The following is a 24692-nucleotide window of genomic DNA, read 5'->3' as shown; positions in this document are numbered from 1 at the left end:
TCGGGACGGCATGATGCGATATAGGAGCTTGATGCGATAAAGCATAAAAGTGATACATCCTGCTTTGCAATGTAGTATGATACAGGCCTGTTTATGGTTTAGGAAAACGATTTCCGGAACCAGACAGGCCTATTCAGTAAAACAGATATTTCTGTTTACAAGTGTATCCAAACTTACCTGAAATGTATCTGCAATCGATATCAGAATAAATATATCGGGGAGCCGTTTGCCGCACTCATAGGAGCACAAAGTGGCCCGGTGGAGATGAAGCTTTTCTGCTAAATGTAACTGTGTCATATTACGTTCTTTTCTCAGGCGCCGTATATTCTGGCCGATTGAATCATTAGTAATCATCGTATTTACCCAATCTAATTTGAAAATTTATGGACGTCCCGGGGGGGATTCTTTCGAACGTACCCAGGGATGATCTGCAGGTATTTTATTAAAAGACGCAATGTGTCTATTTTATATTACGGGATGTAGAAATACAAATGGAAAACACTGGTATATTCGTGGCATTATGGAGAAATAGACAAAGCGGCCGGTGAGGGCAGATTAAAGCAAGTTTGCAGAAAAAATAAAAAAGTTAAAAAAGTTTGAAAAAATTGTTGACAATACGGACTGCATATAGTATAGTAATTATTGTTCCGGTCAGGGAACACACAAGATACGCGATAGTGGCTCAGTTGGTAGAGTACGACCTTGCCAAGGTCGGGGTCGCGGGTTCGAATCCCGTCTATCGCTCTCAGTTATCCTTAAAAGGATACATGGATGGGTGTTAAAATAATTGTCTAAGCAAATTAGGTGATTATTTTAATGCCCATTTTAGTATATCAGATTCTCTACATAAATCTATTTATTTTCTGTCGTTCAGGCATTGAATTTTCAGCTGATTTCCAAGGGGAAGTACCTTGATAATTTAATAGACTTTATACCGGGGCATGTGTTATAATGTCCACACAAAAGGTGAGGTGGTAAGCATGTTCATATCAGAAGAACAGTTTTTGCAGGCAATTTCCGATATGATGGATAAAAAGCTGGATGCAAGGCTGTGTGAGATGCCGACGAAGGCAGAACTGGATGCAAGGCTGTGTGAAATGCCGACGAAGGCAGAACTGGATGCAAGGCTGTGTGAAATGCCGACGAAAGCGGAACTAGGTGCAAGGCTCTGTGAGATGCCGACGAAAGCGGAACTGGATGCAAGGCTGTGTGAGATGCCGACGAAAGCAGAACTGGATGCAAGGCTGTGTGAGATGCCGACGAAAGCGGAACTAGGTGCAAGGCTGTGTGAGATGCCGACGAAAGCGGAACTGGATGCAAGGCTGTGTGAGATGCCGACGAAAGCAGAACTGGATGCAAGGCTGTGTGAGATGCCGACGAAAGCAGAACTGGATGCAAGGCTGTCGGAGATGCCGACGAAAAAAGAAATGGCTGATAGTCTGTATAGACTCGAAAATAATCTTCTTGAGGAACTTGATTTTGTGCAGGAGAAAGCCAACAGACATTTTGAAAGGCTTGAGAACCGGATGGTTTCTCTGGAGTCAGCGGTAAATGCAATCAGAATAGAAAGCAGTACGATTAATCTGCTGGCGGAAAAGTATTCAGATTTAGAGACAAGAGTAAAAGGATTGGAACAGAAAATTTCATAACTGCAGGACACTGATTTCGTGTCCTGAGGCTTATATTTATATGGATTACATAGTACATGCGAAGGTGTAAAGTCTGTTAAGTTATTAAGTAAATGAAGCAGGATCGGTGTTTCTTTGGCAGGCTGTTCATTTCCGCAGCACAGACGGGGTGTTATAATGAAGGGACAAAAGATTAAGGCAGCGCTGCTCGGACTGGGTACGGTGGGGAAGGGTGTTTATAAACTGATTCAGAGAAGAGCAGATGTAATGGAACGCACGATAGGTGCGGAACTGGAGATATCACGGATACTCGTGCATGATATGAGAAAGAAAAGGGAAGGGATCGCTCCCTCACTTCTGACTGATAACTGGCAGGAGATACTCGCGGATGAAGACATAACAATTGTGATCGAAGTGATGGGTGGAATCGAGCCGGCCAGGACTATGATTTTGGAGGCTCTTCAAGCCGGCAGGCATGTAGTAACGGCCAACAAGGATCTGGTGGCAGAGTATGGCCGGGAACTACTGGACGCTGCGGAGGAGAATCATTGTGATTTTTTATTTGAGGCAGCTGTTGCAGGCGGGATTCCGATCATCCGTCCGCTGAAGCAGTGTCTGGCAGGAAATGATATTTCTGAGGTGATCGGGATCGTAAATGGGACTACCAACTATATTCTGACGAAGATGTTTGAAGAGAATATGAGTTTTGAGTCAGCGCTGGCGAAGGCAACGGAACTTGGATATGCCGAGGCCGATCCAACTGCGGATGTGGAGGGGCTTGATGCGGGAAGAAAGGTAGCGATCATGGCATCTATAGCATTTCATTCCAGGGTGCTATTTAAAGATGTCTATACAGAGGGGATCACGAGAATATCTCCGGAAGATATTGCGTATGCGAAAGAATTTGATAGTGTTATTAAGCTGCTTGGCGTAGCACATAATACGGAAACCGGGATCGAGGTGGGGGTATATCCCATGCTGCTGAACAAAGAACATCCGCTTGCATCCGTGCGGGATTCATTTAATGCTGTATTTGTTCATGGCGATGCGGTAGATGACGCGATGTTTTATGGAAGAGGGGCAGGTGAGCTGCCGACAGCCAGTGCGGTTGTCGGTGATATCATTGATGTGGCAAGAGACCTGCAGTATGGCTGTATGGGCAGAATCAGCTGTACATGTTACAGGGAACTGCCGGTTAAAGATTTTAGTGAGGTCAGGAATAAGTTTTTTCTGAGGATGCAGGTGAAAAACCAGCCAGGCGTGCTGGCGTGTATCGCACAGGTTTTTGGAGACCATAAGGTAAGCATTGCAAGGGTTGTCCAGAAGCATGTAAAGGAGAACCAGGCGGAACTTGTTATCGTGACAGAAAAGGTAAAAGAATATCATTTACAGGATGCTCTGACCGGACTAAAGGAAATGGAGAGTATACTGGAAATCAGTAGTATTATCCGCGAGTACTAGATCCGGCAATACAGGACTTTCATAAAAGGGGTGTGATGAAGTTGACACACCTCTTTTATAATGGTATAACAGTGTATAGCAAGCTATATATTGCCAGTACGGAAAGGAGAAAACCATGGAGCGAAGAAACCAGCCGATTGGATTTACTATAAAACAGATCAACAACGTCTTTGAGAAAGACTTGAACGGAAAGCTTAAAACTATTGGAATTACAGCTTCCCAGTGTGCGGTGCTGGATTATCTGTTTCATACGAACAAAGAAGAAGTGAACCAGAGGGATGTAGAACGCCATCTGAGTCTGAAGAATCCAACGGTAACCGGACTCTTAAAGAGGCTGGATGAAAAAGGTTTTATTCTCTGTGTCCCCAACGCAGCTGACAAACGGAGAAAGAATATTTATCTGACAGAAAAGGCATATGATATTCAGCGCAGGATGGAAGCTGACCGCAGAAAGATGGACAGAGAGATGACCAGAGGAATGACAAAAAAAGAGATTGCGGCATTAAACAGAGGTCTGGAGAAGATGCTTTATAACATCTCAGACCCATAAAAAATAGATGGGAATTTTCAGAATATTCAGAATATGGTAAGCAAAGGGGTCAGACCCCTTTGAGGAAGGAGCGACATGAGTTACGCAGATAAGGTTTTTATTGGAATGTGCCGGGATATTATTGATCATGGCACCAGTACGGAGGGGGAAAAGGTGCGTCCCGTGTGGGAGGATGGCGCGCCGGCTTATACAGTAAAACGATTTGGGGTTGTGAACAGGTATGATCTGAGGAAGGAGTTTCCGGCGCTTACGCTGCGCAGGACGGGGATTAAGAGCTGTGTGGACGAGCTGCTTTGGATCTGGCAGAAGAAGTCGAATAATATTCATGAGCTGAACAGCCATATTTGGGACAGCTGGGCTGACGGGGATGGTTCGATTGGGAAGGCTTACGGGTATCAGATGGGCGTGAAGCACCAGTACCGGGAAGGGATGATGGACCAGGTGGACCGGGTGATCTACGATCTGAAGAATAATCCCTACAGCCGCAGGATCATGACCAATATTTATGTACATCAGGATCTGCATGAGATGAATCTGTATCCTTGTGCTTATAGTATGACGTTTAATGTGACAAAGGAAAATGGAAGCGATAAGCTGACGCTGAATGCGATTCTGAATCAGCGGTCTCAGGATGTGCTGGCGGCTAATAACTGGAATGTGTGCCAGTACGCGGTGCTTGTCCATATGCTGGCGCAGGTTTGTGATATGCAGCCGGGGGAATTTGTACATGTGATTGCGGATGCTCATATTTATGACAGGCATATACCTCTGATTGAAGAGCTGATTTCCAGGGAGCCGCTTCCGGCGCCGCAGTTTTGGCTGAACCCGGAAGTGAAGGATTTCTATGCCTTTACGACGGATGATGTGAGGCTGGACCATTATGAGACACATCCTCAGATTAAAAATATTCCGATTGCAGTATAGAGGGGCAGTCAGAAAGCGCAGAACGTAGACGGAAGGCTTTTACAAAGTTACTGGTTTACTGCCGTCAAATACGGCATTTGAAAATTCGGATAAAACAGGAGGATAATATATGAAATTGATAGCTTCAGCAGATAAGAACTGGGGAATTGGCTTTAAAAATAAACTGTTGGTGAGCATTCCGACGGATATGAAGTTTTTCCGTCAGACGACTACGGGGAAGATTGTAGTGATGGGGCGTAAGACTCTGGAAAGTTTTCCGAACGGGCTGCCTTTAAAAAACAGAACTAATATAGTATTGACGGGCAACAAAGATTACCGTGTAAAAGACGCGGTTATTGTCCATACTCTAGAGGAACTGCAGGAAGAATTGAAACGTTACCAGTCGGATGATATCTATGTGATCGGGGGAGAAAGAATTTACCGCCAGCTTCTTCCTCTCTGCGATACCGCGTATATTACCCGGATTGACCACGCGTTTCAGGCGGACACATTTTTGCCGAATCTGGATGAACTGGAAGAGTGGACGATGACAGAGGAAGGGGAGGAGCAGACCTGCTTTGACCTGGAATTCAGATTCACCAAATACGAGAGGCAGGCATAAGAATGCAGCAGTTATCTTGCTGGGAAAAGGAAGTGGTGTTACATGGCCGGCATTTACAATGGAAATGGAAAAACAACAGCAGCGGTTTGCCGGAAGAGGACAACCGTTTTGCTGATGTGTCTGTTATTCGGTATGTCTTGCTTTCTGTCAGGCTGCTCTAAAGCAAAGCAGCAGGAAGGAACAAGCGCGGATGACCACAGGATCAAAGTGGTTACAACCATATTTCCCCAGTATGATTTTGTCAGGCAGATTGCAGGCGGCAGGGCAGACCTGAAGATGCTTCTGAAGCCCGGGGAGGAGAGCCATTCTTATGAGCCTACTCCTCAGGATATCATAGCCATCCAGAACTGTGACCTTTTTATCTATGTGGGCGGGGAAAACGACGAATGGGTGGAGGACATCCTGTCCTCAATGGACACAGGCAGGATGGCAACACTCCGCCTGGTAGACTGTGTGGATACTGTGGAGGAAGAACATGTAGCTGGGATGAAGGAAAATCACCGGGAAGAGGAAGATAATCCGGGGGAATATGATGAACATGTGTGGACATCTCCTAAAAATGCGGTGAAGATTGTGGATAACATCACGGAACTGCTGTGCAGTGCAGACGCTGATAATGCGGATGCCTATAAGCAGGATGCAGAAACCTATATACACAAACTTGAGGATCTGGACGCACAGTTCAGGCAAGCGGTGGAGGAATCTGACCGGGATACCATTCTGTTTGGGGACAGGTTTCCGTTCCGCTATTTTGCGGATGAGTACGGACTCAGGTATTATGCTGCATTTCCCGGATGCGCCTCGGATACGGAACCCAGTGCGGCCACCATGGCTTTTTTAATTAACAAAGTGAAGGAAGAAAAAATACCGGTCGTTCTAAAAATGGAACTGAGCAGTGATCATATTTCCCGGGCCATTGCAGAGGCAACAGGGACGGAAGTAAAAGTGTTTTACAGCTGCCATAATATCAGCGCGGAACAATTTCAGAATGGCGAAACATATTTGAGCCTGATGGAAAAAAATGTAGAGACATTAAGGGAGGCATTGTCAGATGGCACTGATTAAATGTGAAAACATTTCAATTGCATACGAAGGCCAGACGGTTGTGCATGACCTGTCTTTTCAGGTGAGTGAAGATGACTATCTTTGCATTGTCGGGGAAAATGGTTCCGGCAAGAGTACTCTGGTGAAAAGCATTCTGGGGCTGAAGAACCCGGTAAAGGGGAAGATTATCCTGGGAGACGGCCTTTCCCAGAATGAGATCGGGTATCTGCCGCAGCAGACGGATGTACAGAAAGATTTTCCGGCAAGTGTCTATGAAGTGGTACTGTCGGGGCGGCTGAACGGCCGGGGGATGCGTCCCTTTTATACCGGAGCGGACAAGCGCAGTGCAAAAGAGAATATGGAACTGCTGGGTATCCGGGAACTGGAAAGACAGTGTTTCCGGGATTTGTCCGGTGGACAGAAGCAGCGGGTTCTGCTTGCCAGGGCTTTGTGTGCTACCAGGAAATTACTGCTCCTGGATGAGCCTGTAACCGGCCTGGACCCGATTGTGACCCAGGAGTTTTATCAGCTGATTAAACAGATCAACAGAGATTCCCGGATTGCAGTGGTTATGGTATCCCACGACATTGAAAGTACAATGGAATATGCCAGTCATATACTGCACCTCCAGGAGACGGCCCTGTTCTTCGGGACGGCAGAAGAATACAGGAACAGCGAGATTGGAAAGGCATTTCTGGGAGGTGGACAGCGTGTTAGATAAATTAATTGAAATGTTCTCCTATCCGTTTATGGTAAGGGCCATACTGGTGGGGACAATGGTATCGCTTTGCTCTGCCCTTCTGGGAGTCAGCCTCGTGCTGAAGCGGTATTCCATGATCGGGGACGGCTTGTCCCATGTGGGATTCGGTGCCCTGGCCATTGCAGCCGCAGCCAATGCTGCACCGCTTACAGTGGCTATTCCGGTGGTGGTTCTGGCGGCGGTTCTTCTGCTGCGGATCAGCGGCAGCAGCAAAATCAAAGGGGATGCGGCTATTGCACTGATTTCAACGAGCGCTCTCGCGGTGGGAGTTATGGTGATATCAATGACCACGGGCATGAATACAGATGTCTATAATTATATGTTTGGAAGCATTCTGGCCATGAGCAGCGGGGATGTCAGAATGAGTGTCCTCCTTTCTGCGGCAGTACTGATTTTATATATTCTGTTTTACCATAAGATTTTTGCAATCACATTCGATGAGACTTTTGCTCTGGCAACGGGGGTAAAAGCCAATCTCTATAATACATTGATCGCCGTTCTCACAGCGGTTACTATTGTTCTGGGCATGCGCATGATGGGGGCGCTGCTGATTTCAAGCCTTATTATATTCCCGGCACTGACTTCCATGAGGGTGTGCAGGACATTTAAAAGTGTGGTTATAAACTCGGCGGTCATCGCCGTCGTATGTCTGTTTATCGGTATTACTGTCTCCTACGTATGGGCAACACCGGCGGGCGCAAGTGTAGTTATTGTAAATATCGGTGCGCTGTTGATCTATACGATTGTGGGGGCAGTGAAGAATAAAACCTTTCAGTAAACGGATGGAAAGGGAGGGCGTATGTTAGGGATGGAGGCAGTATTCATGGCAGTCTTCGGTCTGGTTTATTTTTTCCGAAAAGAGAGCGGCAGCAGGAAACCGCTCATATTTAAGGCACTGGCTACGTTTATGCCCGTACTGATGGCGCTTTCTTTTGCCGTATCTTCGCAGACTCCTATGGCTTGGTGGACCTTTGCTGGGATTGTCTGCTATATGGCTGCGGACGTACTTCTGGAAATATGGTTTCTGGCAGGCGTTGCCTCTTTCGGAGTGGGGCACATCTGTCTGATAACCGGTATTCTGCTGGATGGGTGTGGCTGGCGGAACACAGTCATTTTGTTTGTAATTCTGTATGGTTTTATGTTTTTGATTCTCAGGCCTCACCTGAACAGACTGGAAAGACGGCTGCTGGTTCCGGGTTTTGTCTATGCGGCATTGCTTTGCTTCATGGCGGCTTTTATGGCGTCCTGGGGGATGAATGACGGCAGTATGCCGGGGATCATCAGAGGAGCAGGAGGGATCTTTTTTGTTATATCGGATACGATTCTGGGTTGGAGCTATTTGAGCGGGAAAAGAGCCCGCTGGCACAGCGCGGTACTTCTGATGCTTTATTATCTGGCTGTATATTTTCTGGCGGTCAGCCTGTACTGAGGAGGGCTTTTACTCCCGGGGCAAAAGCTCATGATTCGAATTCCGATTATATTTTATCATTGACAAAGTGAAAAGCAGACACTATAATAAGTATAACTTTCAGCAGTTTAAAGCTTACCCAAAGGGAATTGTATAACAGAGGCCCTGCGGGCAGATTTTTATATACTGCGGAATATGGATTGTGAAATGCAGTGATAAGGAGGAGTACATAATTACCGGAAGCTAAGAGAGAAGGCGGCAGGTGCGAGTCTTCGTGAAGGGATTGTGGAAGTAGCCTTTGAGCAGTGGACCGAACAGGTGGAAGCCCAAGTAAGCTCCAACGTGATTCCTACGTTACAGGGAAGCAGTATCGGACAGTGGTTCCCGTACTGACAGAGTGCAGAGAAGATTTCTCTGAATTTAGGTGGTAACACGGATTGGATATTCGCCCTAAGCTAGCAATAGCTTAGGGTTTTCTTATGATATAGGAAATTCCTTTGGAATTTCCTATATCATAAAAACCCTCCGGGGGATGCACACGCCGCGATAAGGTATATAGCCGCAAGGCGGCATCGCGGCGGCGCCAAAATGTGCAAACCCCTCATGAGTGGGGGAATGGGAAGCCCATGTGGGCTTGCCCGCTTTGTTTTGATTTAGGAAATTCAAGGAGGTATAAGTATGAGACAGATTTCAGGAAACAAATTATTGGTTAAGGCGCTGAAGGAAGAGGGGGTAGATACCCTGTTTGGCTATCCGGGGGCATGTACGATTGACCTGAGCGACGAACTATACAGACAGGATGATATCAGAGTGATCCTTCCGCGGCATGAGCAGGCCCTTGTGCACGAAGCGGATGCTTATGCCAGGACAACTGGAAAAGTCGGCGTATGCCTGGTTACAAGCGGGCCTGGGGCAACCAACCTGGTAACTGGCCTGGCAACGGCTAATTATGACAGTGTGCCGCTTGTATGTTTTACGGGGCAGGTAGCCAGACACCTGATCGGAAACGACGCATTCCAGGAGGTTGATATCGTAGGTATCACCAGAAGTATCACAAAATATGGGGTGACGGTCCGCAATAGAGAGGACCTGGGCCGGATTATAAAAGAAGCTTTTTACATAGCCAGTACAGGGAAACCGGGGCCGGTTCTTATTGATCTGCCGAAAGACGTGATGGCAGAACTGGGCAGTCCGGAATATCCTTCTGATGTCAACATCCGGGGGTACAAACCGAATACTAATGTACATATCGGGCAGCTAAAGAAGGCGATTAAGATGCTGAACAAGGCAAAGAAACCACTCTTTCTTGCAGGCGGCGGAGTCAATATCGCCAGAGCAAACAGCATTTTTACTGAGGTTGCAGAGAAGACGAATGTACCGGTAATAACGACGGTTATGGGGCGCGGAGCGATTCCGACAAATCATCCGCTGTACATAGGCAATCTGGGAATGCATGGTGCGTATGCAGCAAATATGGCAGTCAGTGAGTGCGACCTGCTTTTTTCCATAGGAACCAGATTCAATGACCGTATTACGGGTAAGCTTCATGCATTTGCCCCAAAAGCACAGATTGTACATATCGATATCGACACGGCGGCCATTTCCAGAAACATTCATGTAGATATCCCGATTGTAGCTGATGCTAAGGAAGCAATCTTGAAAATGCAGGAGTATGTTGAGCCATGCAATACAACGAAATGGCTGGGGCAGATCGGCGAATGGAAGACGAACCACCCCTTGGATATGAAGAAGCATGCAGAGATGGGCCCGAAAGATATTATAGACGAGATCAACCGGCAGTTTGATGAGGCCATTATTGTAACAGACGTGGGACAGCATCAGATGTTTGCTGCGCAGTATGCGGAGATCACCGAGAAGAAACGGATCATCATGTCCGGTGGGCTGGGTACCATGGGATATGGTTTTCCGGGAGCGGTCGGCGCCAAGCTGGGTAATCCGGATACGCCGGTCATCGCTATTTCCGGGGACGGGGGTATGCAGATGAATATCCAGGAGTTCGCAACTGCGGTGCTGGAAGAACTGCCGGTGATCCTCTGCGTATTCAATAATGCATATCTCGGCATGGTACGGCAGTGGCAGAAGCTGTTCTACGGGAAGCGATACGGCATGACAAACCTGCGCTCCGGTGCGCTTTTCCGCAGGACCGATGGAAAAGAGATGCCCGAATACACACCGGATTTTATAAAACTGGCAGAGAGCTATGGGGCAAAGGGGATCAGAGTCACCAAAACGGAAGAAATCTCTGCTGCCTTTGAAGAGGCAAAGAAGAACACGAAAACACCGACCCTGATAGAATTTATCATTGATCAGGAAGAGATGGTATTCCCGATGATCCAGCCGGGAGGGACTCTGGAAGAGATGATTGTGGACTGTTAGCATCGAAAGGAGAGAAGAGCATGGAGAACAATACAAAAAAAAGATGGATCTCATTATTCGTAGAAAACCAGGTGGGTGTCCTGTCTAAAATATCCGGTTTATTTTCCGGTAAATCCTATAATCTGGACAGTCTGACAGTGGGGACTACAGAGGATCCTACCATTTCAAGGATGACGATAGCAACTGTCAGCGATGATGAGACATTTGAACAGATTAAGAAACAGCTGAACCGGCTTGTGGAGGTAATTAAAGTCATAGATTTTACAGACATTTTTGTGAGAATGAAGGAAATTTTGTATGTAAAGGTCAGAAAATGCACACCGGAAGATAAGGTGCAGCTCTTTCAGATAGCAGAAACATTCAAGGCGAGAGTGATTGACTATGGTAAAGACAGCCTCCTGCTGGAATTCGTTCAGACAGCTACAAAAAATGATGCGGTCATTAAGCTCATGAAGGAAGAGTTTAAGAACATTGAAGTCGTACGCGGGGGCAGCGTCGGCATCGAATCCATTAGTATGATGGAGCGTTAAAGCGTGCCGGAAGCCGGGCGGTTAGATGTGTAACAGTTCTGGCTCGCATAAACTGTTACGCCAGTGGAATAGCTTGTTAAGAAAAAACAGAGCGCACTCTTGAATTTTAATGGGAGAAGTATTATAATTGGCTCATAAACAGTGATTTGCAGAATGAAAGCAGAGGATCGGAGGAGTTACAGATGGATAAGAAAAACATTGACTGGGAGAACCTGGGGTTTGCCTATATTGAAACGGACAAAAGATATGTGGCTGACTTTAAGGACGGCAAATGGAACGAAGGAGGGCTGATTGACGACCCTAATATTACGATGAACGAGTGTGCGGGCGTCCTGCAGTATGCACAGACAATCTTTGAGGGGCTCAAAGCATACACGACGGAGGATGGACATATCGTGGCGTTCCGCCCTGATTTAAATGCACAGCGTATGGTGGACTCCGCGAAGAGACTGGAGATGCCTGTATTTCCGGCTGAGCGTTTCGTAGAGGCGGTGGTGCAGACCGTAAAGGCAAACGCCGCCTATGTACCGCCCTATGGGTCAGGAGCAACCCTGTATGTCAGGCCTTACATGTTCGGAATCAACCCGGTGATCGGTGTAAAACCGGCTGATGAGTTTCAGTTCCGGGTATTCACAACACCGGTCGGCCCTTATTTTAAGGGGGGAGTAAAGCCTCTTACCCTGTGTGTATCTGATTTTGACCGTGCGGCTCCATGCGGGACCGGGCATATCAAGGCCGGACTGAATTATGCCATGAGCCTTCACGCAATCGTAACAGCACATGCAAACGGATTTGACGAGAACATGTATCTGGATTCTGCAACAAGAACAAAGGTGGAGGAAACCGGGGGAGCGAACTTTATCTTTATTACGAAAGACAACAAGGTCGTGACACCGCATTCAGATACGATCCTTCCTTCTATAACAAGACGTTCCCTGCTCTATGTGGCAGAGCACTATCTCGGCCTGGAAGTGCAGGAGAGGGATGTTTATCTGGAGGAGGTAAAAGACTTTGCGGAATGTGGACTCTGCGGTACTGCTGCTGTTATCTCTCCGGTTGGAAAGATTGTTGACCATGGGAATGAAATCTGCTTCCCGAGCGGAATGGAGAAGATGGGGCCGACAATCCAGAAACTGTACGACACACTGACCGGTATCCAGATGGGACAGATTGAGGCGCCGGAGGGGTGGATTCAGGTAATTGTATAGTAAAAAAATTGTGTAACAGTTCAGGCCTGCCTGAACTATCAGAGAATTGTAACATTATATGAAAAAGCAATCCCGACAGGCTGTTGACAGCGAATAGGGATTGCTTTTTGTATCTTATAGGAAAGCCTATAAGATACAAAGGCCCTCCCGGCGGGATGTGCACGCTGCGATAAGGTATATAGCCGCAAGGCGGCATCGCGGCGGCGCCAAAGCGTGCAAGCCCCTCATGAGTGAGGGGGGAAACCCATGTGGGCTTGCCCGCTTTGTCATAGATTATCTCTCGGAGAACCGGTTGCGAACAGCTCTGTCTGAAGTGTCTCATTCATGTAGTATTTTGCATTGGATGCCATTACAACCTCTAGTTTGTTATACATCAGCGAACTGGACGGGTGAACCTTTTTAAGAAGATAACGGTGAAGAATTTTCACGGCAAAGTATCCCTGGTTAAAAGGTTCATGACAGATGGTAGCGGTGATATATTTATTTTTTAGCCGTTCAAATATATGTTCATTTAAATCATAGCCGACAATCACGGGAGCAGGGTTTAGGTTGAGAGCCTGCACCGCATCGGCCGTCTGTACAAGTGCGTCAAAACTGACATAGATACCCTGGAAATCCGGGGATTCCTTCAGGAGATCCAGCAGTACCTCATATACGCGGGAACCGTCACGGTTGAAACGTTCAATGCGTTTGATATTCAGGTGCTCATGCTTGGAGAGTTCCTTACGGAAACCGGTGATCCTCTGTTCGATTGCATAAACCGAATCTTTCAGGGTCAGCACGAGCAGATCGGAGCGGTCCGGAAGAAACCGGGAAAATAATTCCCCTGCAAGGATGCCTGACTGAATATAGTCACAACCGATATAGCAGAGCTGATTGGCTGTGGGGATCTCCACGTTGATGATGACAACCGGGAATCCGCTGTTGGAAAGCCGGTCGATCTCGCTTGCCAGCATCCGGGGGTTATTCGGAGCAACGGCTATTCCGTCGTATCCTTTCTGAGGAAGAGTGCGGATTAGTTCCAGCTGCTCTTCCGGTTTCATCATATCAGTTACAAAATAATCCACAATAACGCCCTGGGACGCCAGATCGTTCTGGGCAGTGCTGACTCCGCTCTGAACCTGGGCCCAGAAAAATGCCGGCTGGGAGAAGACAATGACTGCAATGTGGAATTCCTTTTGCATCACCAGTGAGCGGGCGGTTTCATTCGGAATATAATTCAGTTCTTTGAGCGCTTCCAGTACCCTCTTACGTGTCTCGGGTTTTACATTGGGGTGGTTGTTGAGCACACGGCTCACGGTCCCCCTTGAAATTCCTAATTTTTTTGCTATTTCTGAGGTTGTCATTCTAAACTCCTTTACTTATTGCTTTTATACAGACGTCTACCGGATGGTGATGCTCCATGACTTTTCACATGAGCAGCCCAAAGGCAATGAAATCAGATTTTTCTGCTGTTCCAGATCTTCGATAACTCCTTTTCGGGAAGGAAGGGAGCACCAGGGTTCGATACAAATATAGCCGGCTTCGGTTCTCGGGCAGTGCCAGAGTCCCAGATAAGGAAAGCCGTCGAACTGTACGTTCACAGAGTGAGGTGATTTATCTGAAGCAAGAGTGATCTCTGAACCGGCATTTTGAAGTATGAGTGCGTCTCGGTCAAACAAACTGTGTCTCAGCGCAAGTCTGCTGTCTGCGGCAAGCTTAAATTCCTCTGCCGCATCAGTTACGAAACAATCTTCTGAAAAAATCAGCTGCTCCGGACGGCAGCCGGACTCAAACTGCAGAACATAGTCTTCGAAGCACAGCGTCTGATCCAGAGGGACGAGGAATCCGGGATGCCCGCCCAGGCCAAAGTACATGGTTTCATCGCTGTGATTTTCGATGTGGTAGGTGATATGAAGTGTCTGTTCTTTCAATTCGTAGCAGATAGAAAAACGGAAGGAAAAAGGGTATTGCCTGATCGTTTCTTCCGTATCCTCGAAGTACAGTACAAGCCGGCTGTCGCTGCGGCTTTCGCATAACATTTCGGAATCTTTTAAAAATCCATGAATATCCAGGCTATAAGTCTTACCCCGGTAAGTATACTTCCCGTCCGTCAATCTTGCAACATAAGGAAAAATATTAGGCGCACGGTCCGCCCAGTATTCCGGATCACCCTGCCAGAGGTATTGTGTTTTATCTGGCGTGCAGATGGATTGAAGTTCGCCGCCGTGTGATGAGACATTAACATTTAAAAATGGATTGCAGATCGTATAGTTCATGTATAGAATCCTCCTTGTTTGATGGGCTTCAGACACAATACTTTTCCCAGAACGCTGTGAGTAAAGGCAGCGCCTCGTGCTCATAGTGAATGATTTTGACCGGACGGCTGAACTTTTCTGCGAGCTTTTGGGCAGCTTCACTGAGAGCAGTACAGGGAGACGTATACCACGCTTCACTCTTCAGTGTGTCTAAAGTTCTAATTTCCGTTATTGTACCATTTTCTACCAATAAAACAACATCAAACCAGATAAATTCTGATTTTGTTACAACAAAAAATACAATTTGCCTGTCATTTAAAAATTTTCCGGCATAATCCAGAGCTTTCCGGTAAAATGTGCCGGAACACTTTCTGCGGGAATAAATGTCGATCCCTTTATGGCAACTGTAATAATCTGTAATGAAGTCCAGATATTGCATTGTATTCTTCTCTTCCAGGCTGATACTTTGCACTGAGGTGTAGTAGCGGACAAGGGCAGCGTATTCAAGCACATGGATTTCGTCGATATCAGGATACAGCTCAAAAAGCCGGCAGGAAGGAAATTCTTCTGCCTGATATTTGGAAAAAGGAAGAGCGCAGGTCGTATTATCAGAATCTACAGCTTTACTAATAATTCCCTGATCATGCAGGATATACAATATTTTGCGGCGTGGATTCAGATACTCCATCAGTTCACCCAAATGCCGCCAGGTGTAAGGATAAATGTCTAAATATTTACAGTCAGGATGAATCATGGCAGTACCTCCCATATGCTGATCGAGTAGGCGGGCATACATAGAGAAATGGCATCGGTGCCCTCTTTGCAGCCGGCATTGTATTTGGGGTTAAAGGTTTTCTTTCCCGAGAATTCTATGGTGCATTCCTGTGTGCGGCTGAGTGTATTTGCAGCCCAAAGGAAAACCGTCTCATCCCGGTAATGGCAGCTAAGTTCAATCCCCTCGTCCCGGGTTTTGAATGGAACGGGAATATCGAGTTCATTTAAAAGCTGGGCATCCACCTTGCTACAGAGACGGACATTGTCCAGTCCTGCAGCCTTTTCCAAAATGTTACAGGGGAACATTTCCATGTTAAGATAAGGAAGTCCGGGCCCCAGAATCAGTGTTTTCCCGGCGTGTGCGTATGAAGCGAGAGCATCTTGTGCAGCTTCGGACATGAAGTCGTAGGAGGATGCAAAAATATAGTCATACGAAAGCATTTTTTGGAAGGGAAGGTGGGTGTCGCTGATGTTGAAATCGATCTGCAGGAGCGAAAGTTCCCGGATTGTATTTTCGATCCAGAATTCGGAAGCCCAGTGCGAGTTATCTTCATCAAAGTGTTCGAAACCAAATATATTTCCGATGGAAAACAGTTCCGAAGGAAGATTGAATCCGGGAGCGAAGGTATTCACATCCAAAGGGGCAAAGTCCATGGAGGATAAAACGGCTTTTATCCGGGCACAGTCATAATTCTTCAATACAAGGACTTTGGGTTTTCTAAAGAATTCCCAGTATCTGTTCTCGTATAAGAAATTCTGGAAGCGCCTGTAGAATTCGAAGTAACCGCTGCGTATTCGGTTATCTCTTGTAATGGGACTGCCCTGCCACCGGTCTCTCTCCACCAGCATATAATAATTAATTGCTTTCAGTCCGTTCATAAATGCATAGTATGTGGTAAATTCCTCCTCTTCCGGCAGAAATGTTTCGGGAAATTCAAACCAGACCCCGCTTCCGTATTCCGGCACAAAGGGCAGTATACTGCTTCCGCTCATATAGCGTATCTTTTCCCTGATTGGTTTTAGGGCGGTACGGTTCGGATACATGTCAATCCCGCAGATATCCACGCATTCGCGTTCGATACGGATGTTATCAACAGGCGTGTAGTAATGGTACCCGGTATTCTGATAAAAAGGCAGGCAGACCCCTCTTTCCCTCCACATATCTGCAAAACGGCGCAGGCACATGCATATCTGAAATTCTTTGTATTCTGCCCAGTCCAAATAATAAGGAAGATCCTCTCTGCAGGAACCAGAGAAGCCATGTGGCGGCTCTATCTCACTGAATTCCTTCCAGGAACTTCTGTATACGCTGTTCAGAGTCTCGATGGAAGTGTATTTGTCCTTCAGCATTGTGCGGTAAAGCGCCACAGAGTCAGGGTGGTAATCGGAAACATAAGGCCGCTCCCTGAAAAAATAGCAGGTTTCATTATCAGACTGTAGTGCAATAATATTTCCGTTTGGATAGGCATGTTTTCTTATAATCGGAGCGAGCGCATCGAAATACACTTCAACTTCCCGGTAAAAAGCCTCACTGGCATAACTGGGCACCGGGATCACCTTGGGCGAGTGAGGGAGGTTTACCGGCGTACGAAAAGGGGAACGGGCCTGAATGGCTGTATCATACACGATTCGTTTCGGGTAGCCAAAATAAGTCATCTCCGAGTTAATGTGGGGACCCGGGCGGACGTGAACAAAAAGACCGAGCTCTTCACACAGCGTAAGAAACGCATCCAGATCCTTTCTTTTATCAATCCTTCCGAAATCAAATTCCCCGCGGGAGATTTCATGTACTGACCATGGAATGTAAGTTTCTATAATATGGAAACCCATTTTCTTCACGTTTTCCAGAATATCCTTCCATAACGTGCGGTCCAGCCTCCAGTAATGCACGGCGCCGGAGTAGAGTGGTAGCAGTTCGCCATCCAGCGAAATGCCTTGAGGTGTAACTTCTGCTCTTTTTATCATGATACGTACTCCTTTTTAAAAATTGAATGTTACAAGATGTTACAAAACAAGGATTTGTATAATCGTATTATAACATTTGTAATATTAAGAATCAATATTAAAAAACTCAATCTGCTATTTTGACGAAAAAAACAGTTATAAATTGGCATATTTGCACATAAAAAATCAATTGACAGGACAGGAAATGTACGATATGATAAATGAAACAATATTACACGTGTACAAAACAAAAGTGGAGGAGAAACAATGAAGAAAAAGAGAATGATTGCGGTTCTGTTAACCGCAGCAATGGCAGCAACCATGTTTACAGGCTGTAAAACAAAAGCTCCCGAATCAGAGAGCACGGAAAGCAAGGCAGACAGCGGAAAAAAAGTTCTGACATTTAATACGAACTCCTGGGCTGCGCCGCAGAACGTTCCGGGTCTGCAGGAGCTATTTGACCAATGGGAGGAGGAGAATAATGCAGAACTTGAAATCACGATAGGAACGGATGATTACCTTCCAAAGCTTCTGCAGGATATTAATGCAGACAATGTGGCCGATATTTGTATGGTAGACGGCTCGAATCTGGCGGAAGTAGACAAAACCGGCGCAATGGTATCTCTGGATCAGTGGTTTACCGAAGAGAAAAGGGCGGAACATTATCCCTACGCTGCAGAAGGAAGCATGGTAGATGGGGAAGCAAAAGCAGTCTGGTTCCACGGCGGTCTCTGGAATCTTTATTACAGAGAAGACATTTTAAAAGAGGCGGGATATGACGCACCTCCGAAAGATTGGGACGAGCTGCTGGAAATGGGGAAAAAGCTGACGGTTGACGAAGACGGCGACGGCGTAATTGACCAGTATGGGCTTGGGATTCCTGCGTTTCCGGATGCCGTTACCTCTTGTACACTCCTGCCGTGGTTCTGGGGGCATGGTGAAGGCGCTGAGCTGACAGACGGAAAAGAAAAAGTGATATTCGGTGAAGGCAAGAGCTTTGATGCGATGCTTGATACCATGCAGTTCATTCAGAAACTGATTGATGAGAAGATCGTGGCCGAGGATATTGCATCTGTGAAGTTTTCAGACGTAGAAGCTAATTTTGTAGGCGGTCAGACGGCTATGGCTATTCTTGGAAACTGGCATTATCCTCTGATGAAAGATTCCGGCGGCGAAGAGTTTATCTCTAAGGTTGGCATTGCGGATATTCCGGCAGTTCCGGGGCAGGAGCCGTGCACAACAGCCGGAGGCTGGACACTTGCTATGTTTACCGATGACCCGGAGCAGCAGGAGCTTGCCTGGAGCTTCATAGATTTCTACAGAAGTGTGGAGGTACAGACACTTTTCACCAGAATCGGACAGATGTCAAGTCTGTTGGAAGTATATGAGCAGGATGAATTCAAGAATGACCCTGTTTGGCAGGCGTATTCCCAGGGCCTCTATGCGGCTAAGCCAAGAGATGCAGTAGCATTCTACAGTGCTGCAGACGAATCTTTTAAAGAGATTGTACAGAGTGCGGCTACCGGAGAGACTGATCTGGAGGGCGTTATCAAAGAAGAAGCAGAGAAAGCACAGAAATCGGCTGATGAGATTATGAAGCAGTAGAAATTGAACGAACGTGGAAATGGCTCATTTCAAATTTGCAAATGAGCCATTTTACGTAAAGGTTCAGACAGGTTTGAACCTTTACCATTTTCCAATAATAGCGAGGTGCAAGATGGGAAAATTTATTAGGAAGCATATATACCTGGTTTTCATATTACCTGCATTAATATGGATTGGGATTTTTACGATTTATCCGTTTTTCTATTCCTTCTATATTAGTGTAACAGACCTGAATCTACTTCGGATGGGGACTGAGGAAATCATCGGCATGAAGAATTATGTGGAACTGTTCCAGAACAAAGATTTCATACACAGTTGTGTTGTATCGCTTAAGTTCTCGGCAGTTGTAGTTGTGGGGCAGTTTACTCTTGGGTTTGCACTTGCCTTTCTTTTTCAGAAAAAGAGACCTTTTTCTGGTATCGGGAGAACAAGCGTCATACTGCCGTGGGTCGTACCGCCGGTGGCTCTTGGCCTTATGTGGAAATGGATTCTAAGAAGCGGAAAAATGGGGCTTTTGAATGCGGTATTAATCCAGCTCGGCGGCAGTCCTAAAGACTGGCTTGGCAGTGATATGGCCCTGACTACCTTAATGTTTGTCACTGTCTGGATCGGAGTTCCATTTACCTTTATGCTTGAGATGGCGGGGCTGCAGAAGATTCCGGGAGAGCTTTATGAAGCAGGCGCCATAGACGGCGCAAACGGGTTTCAGAAATTTATATATTTAACAATACCTATGATGAAGAGTACATTTTTGATTAACCTGATTATGATCACAATCGGTACCATCGGGTACTTTGATATTATATATGCCCTGACAGGGGGCGGACCTAAAAATGCCACAGAAGTACTGCCGCTGTACATGTATAATTCGGCATTCAAGTTCCACCAGCTTGGGCAGGGAGCGGCTATGGCTGTCATCATGCTCCTCATAAGCCTGATACTTACCGTTGTATATATGTTTGTATTTAAGGGGGAAAGTGAAGAATGAGAAAATGGAAAAAGAAAGCCAGGCCGGTCGGAGTATACATATTGTATATCCTTGTAATATTAGCTTTTCTAACACCAATATACTGGGTAATCATCACGTCCTTCAAACAGCCCGGAGATATGTTTGCTTATCCCCCGCAGTGGTATGTGTCTAACGGAACCCTTGCCCATTATAAAAAGGTGCTGTTTGAAACCATGATGCCGATAGGATTTCGGAATTCCTTTATTATCAGTTCTGCGACTGTTCTGATTGCGGGGGTTTTGTCTGTACTGGCAGCGTATGGGTTTTCCAGATATAAGTTCAAGGCAAATAAACCGCTGATGCTTCTGCTTCTGATAACGAAGATGCTACCGGCGAGTGTATTGATTGTTCCGCTGTACGTTATGATGAACAATATGAGGCTTCTGGATACATTTCCGGGGATTATAGCCGTATATGTATCCATAAATATTCCGTTCTCAGTCTGGATACTCAAATCGTTTTACGATTCCATACCAAAAGAACTGGACGAGGCGGCGCTGATTGACGGCTGTTCTACGTTCGGAACATTTACGAAAATATTATTACCGCTTACGATGCCGGGAGTTATCGCAACTTCGGTCATTACATTTTTTACCTGCTGGAATGAATTTGTCATTGCCATGACGCTGACGTCCAGCACAAAGATCCAGCCGATGTCAATCGGACTGTACACATTTATGACAGAACAGGGCGTAAAATGGGGCCCGATCACCTGTGCGACAGCGATTGCGATATTTATACCTGCCGTGCTGTTTATCATATTCCAGAAGCATTTTATTTCCGGCATGACAAGCGGAGCAGTGAAAGGATAGAACTATGAAGAAATTAAAGGCACACATGATTTGCCATACCCATTGGGACAGGGAATGGTATCTGACACGGGAACAATTCAGGACAAAACTGGTCAGGCTCATAGACGGGCTTCTGGATCTGGTTGAAGAGGTTCCGGAATATGTTTCATTTATGCTGGACGGGCAGACAATAGCGATCGAAGATTATCTGGAGATAAAACCGTATTGCAGAGAGCGTCTTTTCAACGCGCTGAAGACGGGAAAAATTATCTGTGGACCATGGTATGTTCTGCCGGATGAACTGTTAATCAGCGGGGAGTCTCATATAAGGAATTATCTGAAAGGCGCCCAGGTAACGGCGGAAGCAGGGCATAAAATGGCGACGGCCTACCTGCCGGACTCCTTCGGGCATCCGGCACAGATGCCTCAGATAGCAGAGGGGCTGGGGATGCATACAGTGGTATTCTGGCGGGGCGCTTCCAGTGAAATGGATAAGACGGAATTTTACTGGGAATCTCCTTTTCCGGACTCGAGTGTCCTTTGTGTCCATATGCCCCATGGCTATGGCAACAGCGGGAACCTGAGCAGTGATATGGATATTACCGTGCCAAGGGTGAAAGAACTCCTTGAAAGCCTGGGGGCAAAATCAACAACAGATGTGGTTCTTCTGATGAACGGCTCGGATCATATCATAGGGCAGAAAGATATCTGTGAGGTAGTCAGACAGCTGAACGAGCAGATACCGGAGTGTTGCATTGAACTGTCCACTATGGAAAATTACCTGAATGAACTTCGGGAACAGTTAGAGAAACGTACAAAGGGGTCTGACCCCTTTGAACTGACAGCCTTCCGCGGTGAGATTCGTTCGGGCGAGCGCTCAATGCTGCTCGGAGGCACACTGTCAAGCAGAATGTATTTGAAGCAGAGAAATGATATTGTACAGAATAAAGCGGAACGCTATCTGGAGCCCCTGCTTGCGCTTGAAAAACTGAGTGGACGGGAATTCGACAGCTGCGGGTATTTGGACTATATCTGGAAGAAGATTCTGGAGAATCATCCCCATGACAGCATCTGCGGATGCAGTATTGATGAGGTGCACCGGGAGATGATGACACGCTACGCCTGTGTAGAACAGCTGGAAGATACGCTGATGCGCGACACTATAGTGAGAAATGAAGCGAAGGGGCAGCGGACAGACACGAGGGCAGCAGAAATCTCTCTGTTTGAACCGTGCGTCAAAGAACAGCCGGCCTATGCGGAACTGGAGATCTGTTTGGACGAGACGCTTGTACAGTCTGTTGACTATACGAAGTCTGTGATTGAAGATTGTGAGAATCGTATCTGCCATCCGGAGATCCCGGCGGGAATCAGAATTACGGATGAGGCGGGAAGGAAGATACCACATGTTATTCTGGAGGCGAAGAAGGATTACAATACCTTGTACCAGGATCATACCATGCCGGAGATTTATAAGGTAAATAAGCTCCGCGTGGGCGTGATGCTTCCCGGCTTTACATATGGCTGCCACCAGCTGACGGCAGCGCCTTTTGATGAACCGTCTGTTTGGGCGGTCAGGACAGAGGGCAGTGCCATAGAGAATGAGTTCTACCGTCTGAGTGCAGGGGAAAAAGGGCTGCTCCTGCTGGATAAAAGGACACAGACGGAACACGAAGGATTTGCCAGAATGATCGATAAGGGGGATGCCGGTGATGAATATACATATTCATGGCCGGAAGTGGATCGCGAATGTACAATAGACGGTTCTGCACTGGAGGTTGAAAAAGAAATTCAGGCGGGTATCTGCCAGAGCCTGATACTCCGCGGAAATATGATACTTCCGGAAGCACTCAGTGAAGACCGCAGGTCAAGGAAAAAGACGATGGCCAAATGTTCTTTTGCCATGAAAATCACCCTATACACCGGGATAAATCGGATTGACTGTCATCTGGACTTTGAAAATAATGCAAGGGATCACAGGCTCCAGGTACAGTTTCCGTCAGGATTACGGACGGAAACCAGTGAGTCTTACCAGATTTTTGATATAACAGAGCGTCCCGTTGAAGTAGAAGTTCCGGAAAAATGGATGGAATATCCCCAGTCCACACATCCTAATCACGGTTATGTTGGAGTTCATGACAGTTGTGAGGCGATGAGTGTGGGAACAACAGGGCTTCCGGAATATGAAGCAGTACAGACAGAAGCGGGAACAGCCGTAAATTTGACACTTCTCCGGTGCGTGGGGTGGCTTTCCAGAACGGATTTGCTGACACGGCATGGAAACGGAGGCTGGACAATTGAGACGGAGGAAGCGCAGTGTATCGGGAACCACAGCTTTGATTTTTGTGTAGTATATCATCCAAACCGCACGGCCGAAGCCTTTGATGTGATAGAGAGATTCCGCTGCCCTGTCTATACGCAGTCTTTAAAAAGCGGGTGCAGGAGTCTCCTGACTGAAGAACATACGGGCAGTTTTATGAATAAGCTGCCAAAAGGCGTTCAGCTTTCAGCCCTGAAGATCTCGGAAAGGCAGGATGGAGTTATCCTGAGGATCTACAGCATTCTGGACAACAGGCAGGAAGTGGTTTTGCCGGTGCTGCCCGGAATGGATAAGGTATACATGGCGAACCTTGCGGAGGAAAAGCAGAAAAAACTGGAAGTGCGAAACGGAGAAATAAGATTTGATATCAAACCCGGACAGATTATAACGTTATATATCGATACAAAACCTTAGGAGGCGGAAATGAGATTCAAAGAGGATATTGATATAGTAAGAAAAAGACTGTATGCATTCTGGGACAGAGAGATGATAGACAGGGTACTGATATCAGTGACAGCCCCGAAAGAAAAGGGGAAAAATATTTCCATGTTCCATAATTCCCAAGATCTTACAGGAAAGCCCGAAGAGCTTCGGAAATACTGGGAAGATCCGGAGACAATATACCGAAATAACATGGAAAGGCTTGAAAATACGTTCTTAGGGGGCGAAACTCTCCCCATTATCTTTCAGAATTACGGAACCAGCGGGCACTGTAATTATTACGGGGCTGTCCCTGCTTATGGGAACGACACGATCTGGTTTGACCCGGTGTGGGAGGATTTATCTGAAGCAGAGGGCAGTTATACGGAAATACGCCTGAAACAACATCTTGAAATCACCCGCTGTCTGACGGAACACGCCAAAGACAGCTACTTTATAGGAATGCCGGACAGCAGCGGAACACTGGATGCACTGGGGCACCTCTACGGAACGGAAAACGTTCTGATGGATATGCTCTCCCAGCCGGAAGAAGTAAAGAAAGCAGTCCGGATTCTGAATGAAGGATGGATAAAAACGAATGAAATGTTTTATGGGATAACCGAGCAGCTCAATGGAGGCGGGGCACATGCCTGGATGCATCTTCTTGCTCCGGGGAGACTGGCGCATATGCAGTGCGATATGTCGGTGATGTTCTCGAAAGAGATGTACGGAGAATTCGTGGTGGATGAACTGGAACAACAGATGGAATGGCTGGAATACCCCGTGTACCATTTTGACGGTGTTGAACAGGAACAGCATCTGGATTACATACTGGGCCTGGAAAAATTGAAAGCAATTCAATGGACTCATGTCGCAGGACAGCCCCCGGCCTCCCATTACCTGCATATTCTGAAGCGCATGCAGGAGGCGGGGAAAGCCCTGATTATCATGGCGCCTCCGTCTGATGTCCCAATCCTGCTTGAACATCTTTCCGGGAAGGGATTGTATATTCATACAGAGACGGAGGAGATGGAGTCCGCAAAAGAGATTATAAAATATGTAGAGAAACACGGAAAGGAATAGA

General features: G+C 46.7%; 22 protein-coding genes, 1 tRNA gene and 1 other annotated feature. Of the genes, 18 read left to right on the top strand and 5 right to left on the bottom strand.

What is annotated here, in order from left to right; all coding sequences use genetic code 11:
• Positions 1-129 precede the first annotated feature (129 nt).
• Positions 130-354 (bottom strand): helix-turn-helix domain-containing protein, encoded by a 225-nt coding sequence (locus BN1938_RS15020; RefSeq protein ID WP_154253319.1) that lies wholly within the window; start codon positions 352-354, stop codon positions 130-132.
• A gap of 317 nt (positions 355-671) precedes the next feature.
• Here BN1938_RS15020 and BN1938_RS15015 point away from each other — a divergent pair.
• The 13 genes from BN1938_RS15015 (at position 672) to BN1938_RS14955 (ending at position 12511) form a co-directional block, all read left to right on the top strand.
• A tRNA-Gly gene (locus BN1938_RS15015) sits at positions 672-744 on the top strand.
• 236 nt (positions 745-980) lie between these two features.
• Positions 981-1649: a hypothetical protein gene (locus tag BN1938_RS15010; RefSeq protein ID WP_050641379.1), complete on the top strand. Its 669-nt coding sequence runs from the start codon at positions 981-983 to the stop codon at positions 1647-1649.
• Between the two features lie 156 nt (positions 1650-1805).
• Positions 1806-3089 (top strand): homoserine dehydrogenase, encoded by a 1284-nt coding sequence (locus BN1938_RS15005; RefSeq protein ID WP_187376318.1) that lies wholly within the window; start codon positions 1806-1808, stop codon positions 3087-3089.
• Positions 3090-3204: 115 nt separating this feature from the next.
• Positions 3205-3639, top strand: coding sequence for a MarR family winged helix-turn-helix transcriptional regulator (locus tag BN1938_RS15000; RefSeq protein ID WP_025655297.1), 435 nt, complete (start codon positions 3205-3207; stop codon positions 3637-3639).
• A gap of 75 nt (positions 3640-3714) precedes the next feature.
• Complete coding sequence (thyA, locus tag BN1938_RS14995; protein ID WP_050641378.1) at positions 3715-4563, top strand: thymidylate synthase; 849 nt, start codon at positions 3715-3717, stop codon at positions 4561-4563.
• A 109-nt stretch (positions 4564-4672) separates the two neighbouring features.
• Entirely contained in the window at positions 4673-5164 is a 492-nt protein-coding gene (locus BN1938_RS14990; protein ID WP_050641377.1) for a dihydrofolate reductase, read from the top strand.
• Positions 5165-5206: 42 nt separating this feature from the next.
• The gene (locus BN1938_RS14985; protein ID WP_050641376.1) at positions 5207-6229 is read left to right on the top strand and encodes a metal ABC transporter substrate-binding protein; all 1023 of its coding nucleotides are present in this window, start codon (positions 5207-5209) and stop codon (positions 6227-6229) included.
• Positions 6216-6929 carry a metal ABC transporter ATP-binding protein gene (locus BN1938_RS14980; protein WP_050641375.1) on the top strand — a complete coding sequence of 238 codons (714 nt, stop codon included), beginning with the start codon at positions 6216-6218 and terminating at the stop codon, positions 6927-6929. The genes BN1938_RS14985 and BN1938_RS14980 overlap by 14 nt, the downstream gene beginning before the upstream one ends.
• Positions 6919-7746: a metal ABC transporter permease gene (locus tag BN1938_RS14975; RefSeq protein WP_050641374.1), complete on the top strand. Its 828-nt coding sequence runs from the start codon at positions 6919-6921 to the stop codon at positions 7744-7746. Before BN1938_RS14980 ends, BN1938_RS14975 begins: the two co-directional genes overlap by 11 nt.
• 21 nt (positions 7747-7767) lie before the next feature.
• Positions 7768-8397 carry a lysoplasmalogenase family protein gene (locus BN1938_RS14970; RefSeq protein WP_050641373.1) on the top strand — a complete coding sequence of 210 codons (630 nt, stop codon included), beginning with the start codon at positions 7768-7770 and terminating at the stop codon, positions 8395-8397.
• A 182-nt stretch (positions 8398-8579) separates the two neighbouring features.
• Positions 8580-8832, top strand: a binding site (T-box leader).
• Between the two features lie 222 nt (positions 8833-9054).
• Positions 9055-10773, top strand: coding sequence for a biosynthetic-type acetolactate synthase large subunit (gene ilvB / locus BN1938_RS14965; RefSeq protein WP_050641372.1), 1719 nt, complete (start codon positions 9055-9057; stop codon positions 10771-10773).
• A gap of 20 nt (positions 10774-10793) precedes the next feature.
• The gene (gene ilvN, locus BN1938_RS14960; RefSeq protein WP_025655305.1) at positions 10794-11303 is read left to right on the top strand and encodes an acetolactate synthase small subunit; all 510 of its coding nucleotides are present in this window, start codon (positions 10794-10796) and stop codon (positions 11301-11303) included.
• A gap of 146 nt (positions 11304-11449) precedes the next feature.
• Positions 11450-12511 (top strand): branched-chain amino acid aminotransferase, encoded by a 1062-nt coding sequence (locus BN1938_RS14955; RefSeq protein WP_255350420.1) that lies wholly within the window; start codon positions 11450-11452, stop codon positions 12509-12511.
• Between the two features lie 266 nt (positions 12512-12777).
• Here BN1938_RS14955 and BN1938_RS14950 read toward each other — a convergent pair whose 3' ends face one another.
• Genes BN1938_RS14950 through BN1938_RS14935 form a run of 4 tightly spaced genes read right to left on the bottom strand, consistent with a single transcriptional unit; the run spans position 12778 to position 17487 of the window.
• Positions 12778-13857 carry a LacI family DNA-binding transcriptional regulator gene (locus BN1938_RS14950; RefSeq protein WP_050641370.1) on the bottom strand — a complete coding sequence of 360 codons (1080 nt, stop codon included), beginning with the start codon at positions 13855-13857 and terminating at the stop codon, positions 12778-12780.
• Between the two features lie 36 nt (positions 13858-13893).
• Positions 13894-14769 (bottom strand): aldose 1-epimerase family protein, encoded by an 876-nt coding sequence (locus tag BN1938_RS14945; RefSeq protein ID WP_050641369.1) that lies wholly within the window; start codon positions 14767-14769, stop codon positions 13894-13896.
• 28 nt (positions 14770-14797) lie between these two features.
• Complete coding sequence (locus BN1938_RS14940) at positions 14798-15502, bottom strand: hypothetical protein (RefSeq protein WP_050641368.1); 705 nt, start codon at positions 15500-15502, stop codon at positions 14798-14800.
• A complete protein-coding gene (locus BN1938_RS14935; RefSeq protein WP_050641367.1) occupies positions 15499-17487 on the bottom strand; it encodes a beta-galactosidase in 1989 nt (662 codons plus the stop codon). The genes BN1938_RS14940 and BN1938_RS14935 overlap by 4 nt, the downstream gene beginning before the upstream one ends.
• Before the next feature lie 246 nt (positions 17488-17733).
• Here BN1938_RS14935 and BN1938_RS14930 point away from each other — a divergent pair, with 246 nt between their 5' ends.
• The 5 genes from BN1938_RS14930 (at position 17734) to BN1938_RS14910 (ending at position 24691) form a co-directional block, all read left to right on the top strand.
• Positions 17734-19071, top strand: a complete 1338-nt coding sequence (locus BN1938_RS14930; protein ID WP_050641366.1) for an ABC transporter substrate-binding protein — start codon at positions 17734-17736, stop codon at positions 19069-19071.
• A 112-nt stretch (positions 19072-19183) separates the two neighbouring features.
• Positions 19184-20059 carry a carbohydrate ABC transporter permease gene (locus tag BN1938_RS14925; protein WP_050641365.1) on the top strand — a complete coding sequence of 292 codons (876 nt, stop codon included), beginning with the start codon at positions 19184-19186 and terminating at the stop codon, positions 20057-20059.
• Positions 20056-20892, top strand: a complete 837-nt coding sequence (locus BN1938_RS14920) for a carbohydrate ABC transporter permease (protein ID WP_050641364.1) — start codon at positions 20056-20058, stop codon at positions 20890-20892. Before BN1938_RS14925 ends, BN1938_RS14920 begins: the two co-directional genes overlap by 4 nt.
• A gap of 4 nt (positions 20893-20896) precedes the next feature.
• Positions 20897-23602, top strand: a complete 2706-nt coding sequence (locus BN1938_RS14915) for an alpha-mannosidase (RefSeq protein ID WP_050641363.1) — start codon at positions 20897-20899, stop codon at positions 23600-23602.
• A gap of 9 nt (positions 23603-23611) precedes the next feature.
• On the top strand, positions 23612-24691 hold the full coding sequence (locus BN1938_RS14910; protein ID WP_050641362.1) for a uroporphyrinogen decarboxylase/cobalamine-independent methonine synthase family protein: 1080 nt from the start codon (positions 23612-23614) through the stop codon (positions 24689-24691).
• Position 24692: the final 1 nt, after the last annotated feature.

This window comes from Eubacterium sp. SB2 (genome assembly GCF_001244405.1).
GTDB lineage: Bacteria > Bacillota > Clostridia > Lachnospirales > Lachnospiraceae > Faecalicatena > Faecalicatena contortus_B.
This window is presented reverse-complemented; position numbering and strand designations above follow the sequence as displayed.

Coding starts and splice junctions, on each gene's coding strand:
- BN1938_RS14940 (WP_050641368.1), bottom strand. CDS start 15,502: ATGATTCATCCTGACTGTAAATATTTAGACATTTATCCTTACACCTGG.
- BN1938_RS14920 (WP_050641364.1), top strand. CDS start 20,056: ATGAGAAAATGGAAAAAGAAAGCCAGGCCGGTCGGAGTATACATATTG.
- ilvB (WP_050641372.1), top strand. CDS start 9,055: ATGAGACAGATTTCAGGAAACAAATTATTGGTTAAGGCGCTGAAGGAA.
- BN1938_RS14915 (WP_050641363.1), top strand. CDS start 20,897: ATGAAGAAATTAAAGGCACACATGATTTGCCATACCCATTGGGACAGG.
- BN1938_RS14945 (WP_050641369.1), bottom strand. CDS start 14,769: ATGAACTATACGATCTGCAATCCATTTTTAAATGTTAATGTCTCATCA.
- BN1938_RS15005 (WP_187376318.1), top strand. CDS start 1,806: ATGAAGGGACAAAAGATTAAGGCAGCGCTGCTCGGACTGGGTACGGTG.
- BN1938_RS14930 (WP_050641366.1), top strand. CDS start 17,734: ATGAAGAAAAAGAGAATGATTGCGGTTCTGTTAACCGCAGCAATGGCA.
- BN1938_RS14910 (WP_050641362.1), top strand. CDS start 23,612: ATGAGATTCAAAGAGGATATTGATATAGTAAGAAAAAGACTGTATGCA.
- BN1938_RS15010 (WP_050641379.1), top strand. CDS start 981: ATGTTCATATCAGAAGAACAGTTTTTGCAGGCAATTTCCGATATGATG.
- BN1938_RS14935 (WP_050641367.1), bottom strand. CDS start 17,487: ATGATAAAAAGAGCAGAAGTTACACCTCAAGGCATTTCGCTGGATGGC.
- BN1938_RS15000 (WP_025655297.1), top strand. CDS start 3,205: ATGGAGCGAAGAAACCAGCCGATTGGATTTACTATAAAACAGATCAAC.
- BN1938_RS14970 (WP_050641373.1), top strand. CDS start 7,768: ATGTTAGGGATGGAGGCAGTATTCATGGCAGTCTTCGGTCTGGTTTAT.
- BN1938_RS14925 (WP_050641365.1), top strand. CDS start 19,184: ATGGGAAAATTTATTAGGAAGCATATATACCTGGTTTTCATATTACCT.
- BN1938_RS15020 (WP_154253319.1), bottom strand. CDS start 354: ATGATTACTAATGATTCAATCGGCCAGAATATACGGCGCCTGAGAAAA.
- BN1938_RS14990 (WP_050641377.1), top strand. CDS start 4,673: ATGAAATTGATAGCTTCAGCAGATAAGAACTGGGGAATTGGCTTTAAA.
- thyA (WP_050641378.1), top strand. CDS start 3,715: ATGAGTTACGCAGATAAGGTTTTTATTGGAATGTGCCGGGATATTATT.
- BN1938_RS14950 (WP_050641370.1), bottom strand. CDS start 13,857: ATGACAACCTCAGAAATAGCAAAAAAATTAGGAATTTCAAGGGGGACC.
- BN1938_RS14985 (WP_050641376.1), top strand. CDS start 5,207: ATGGCCGGCATTTACAATGGAAATGGAAAAACAACAGCAGCGGTTTGC.
- ilvN (WP_025655305.1), top strand. CDS start 10,794: ATGGAGAACAATACAAAAAAAAGATGGATCTCATTATTCGTAGAAAAC.
- BN1938_RS14980 (WP_050641375.1), top strand. CDS start 6,216: ATGGCACTGATTAAATGTGAAAACATTTCAATTGCATACGAAGGCCAG.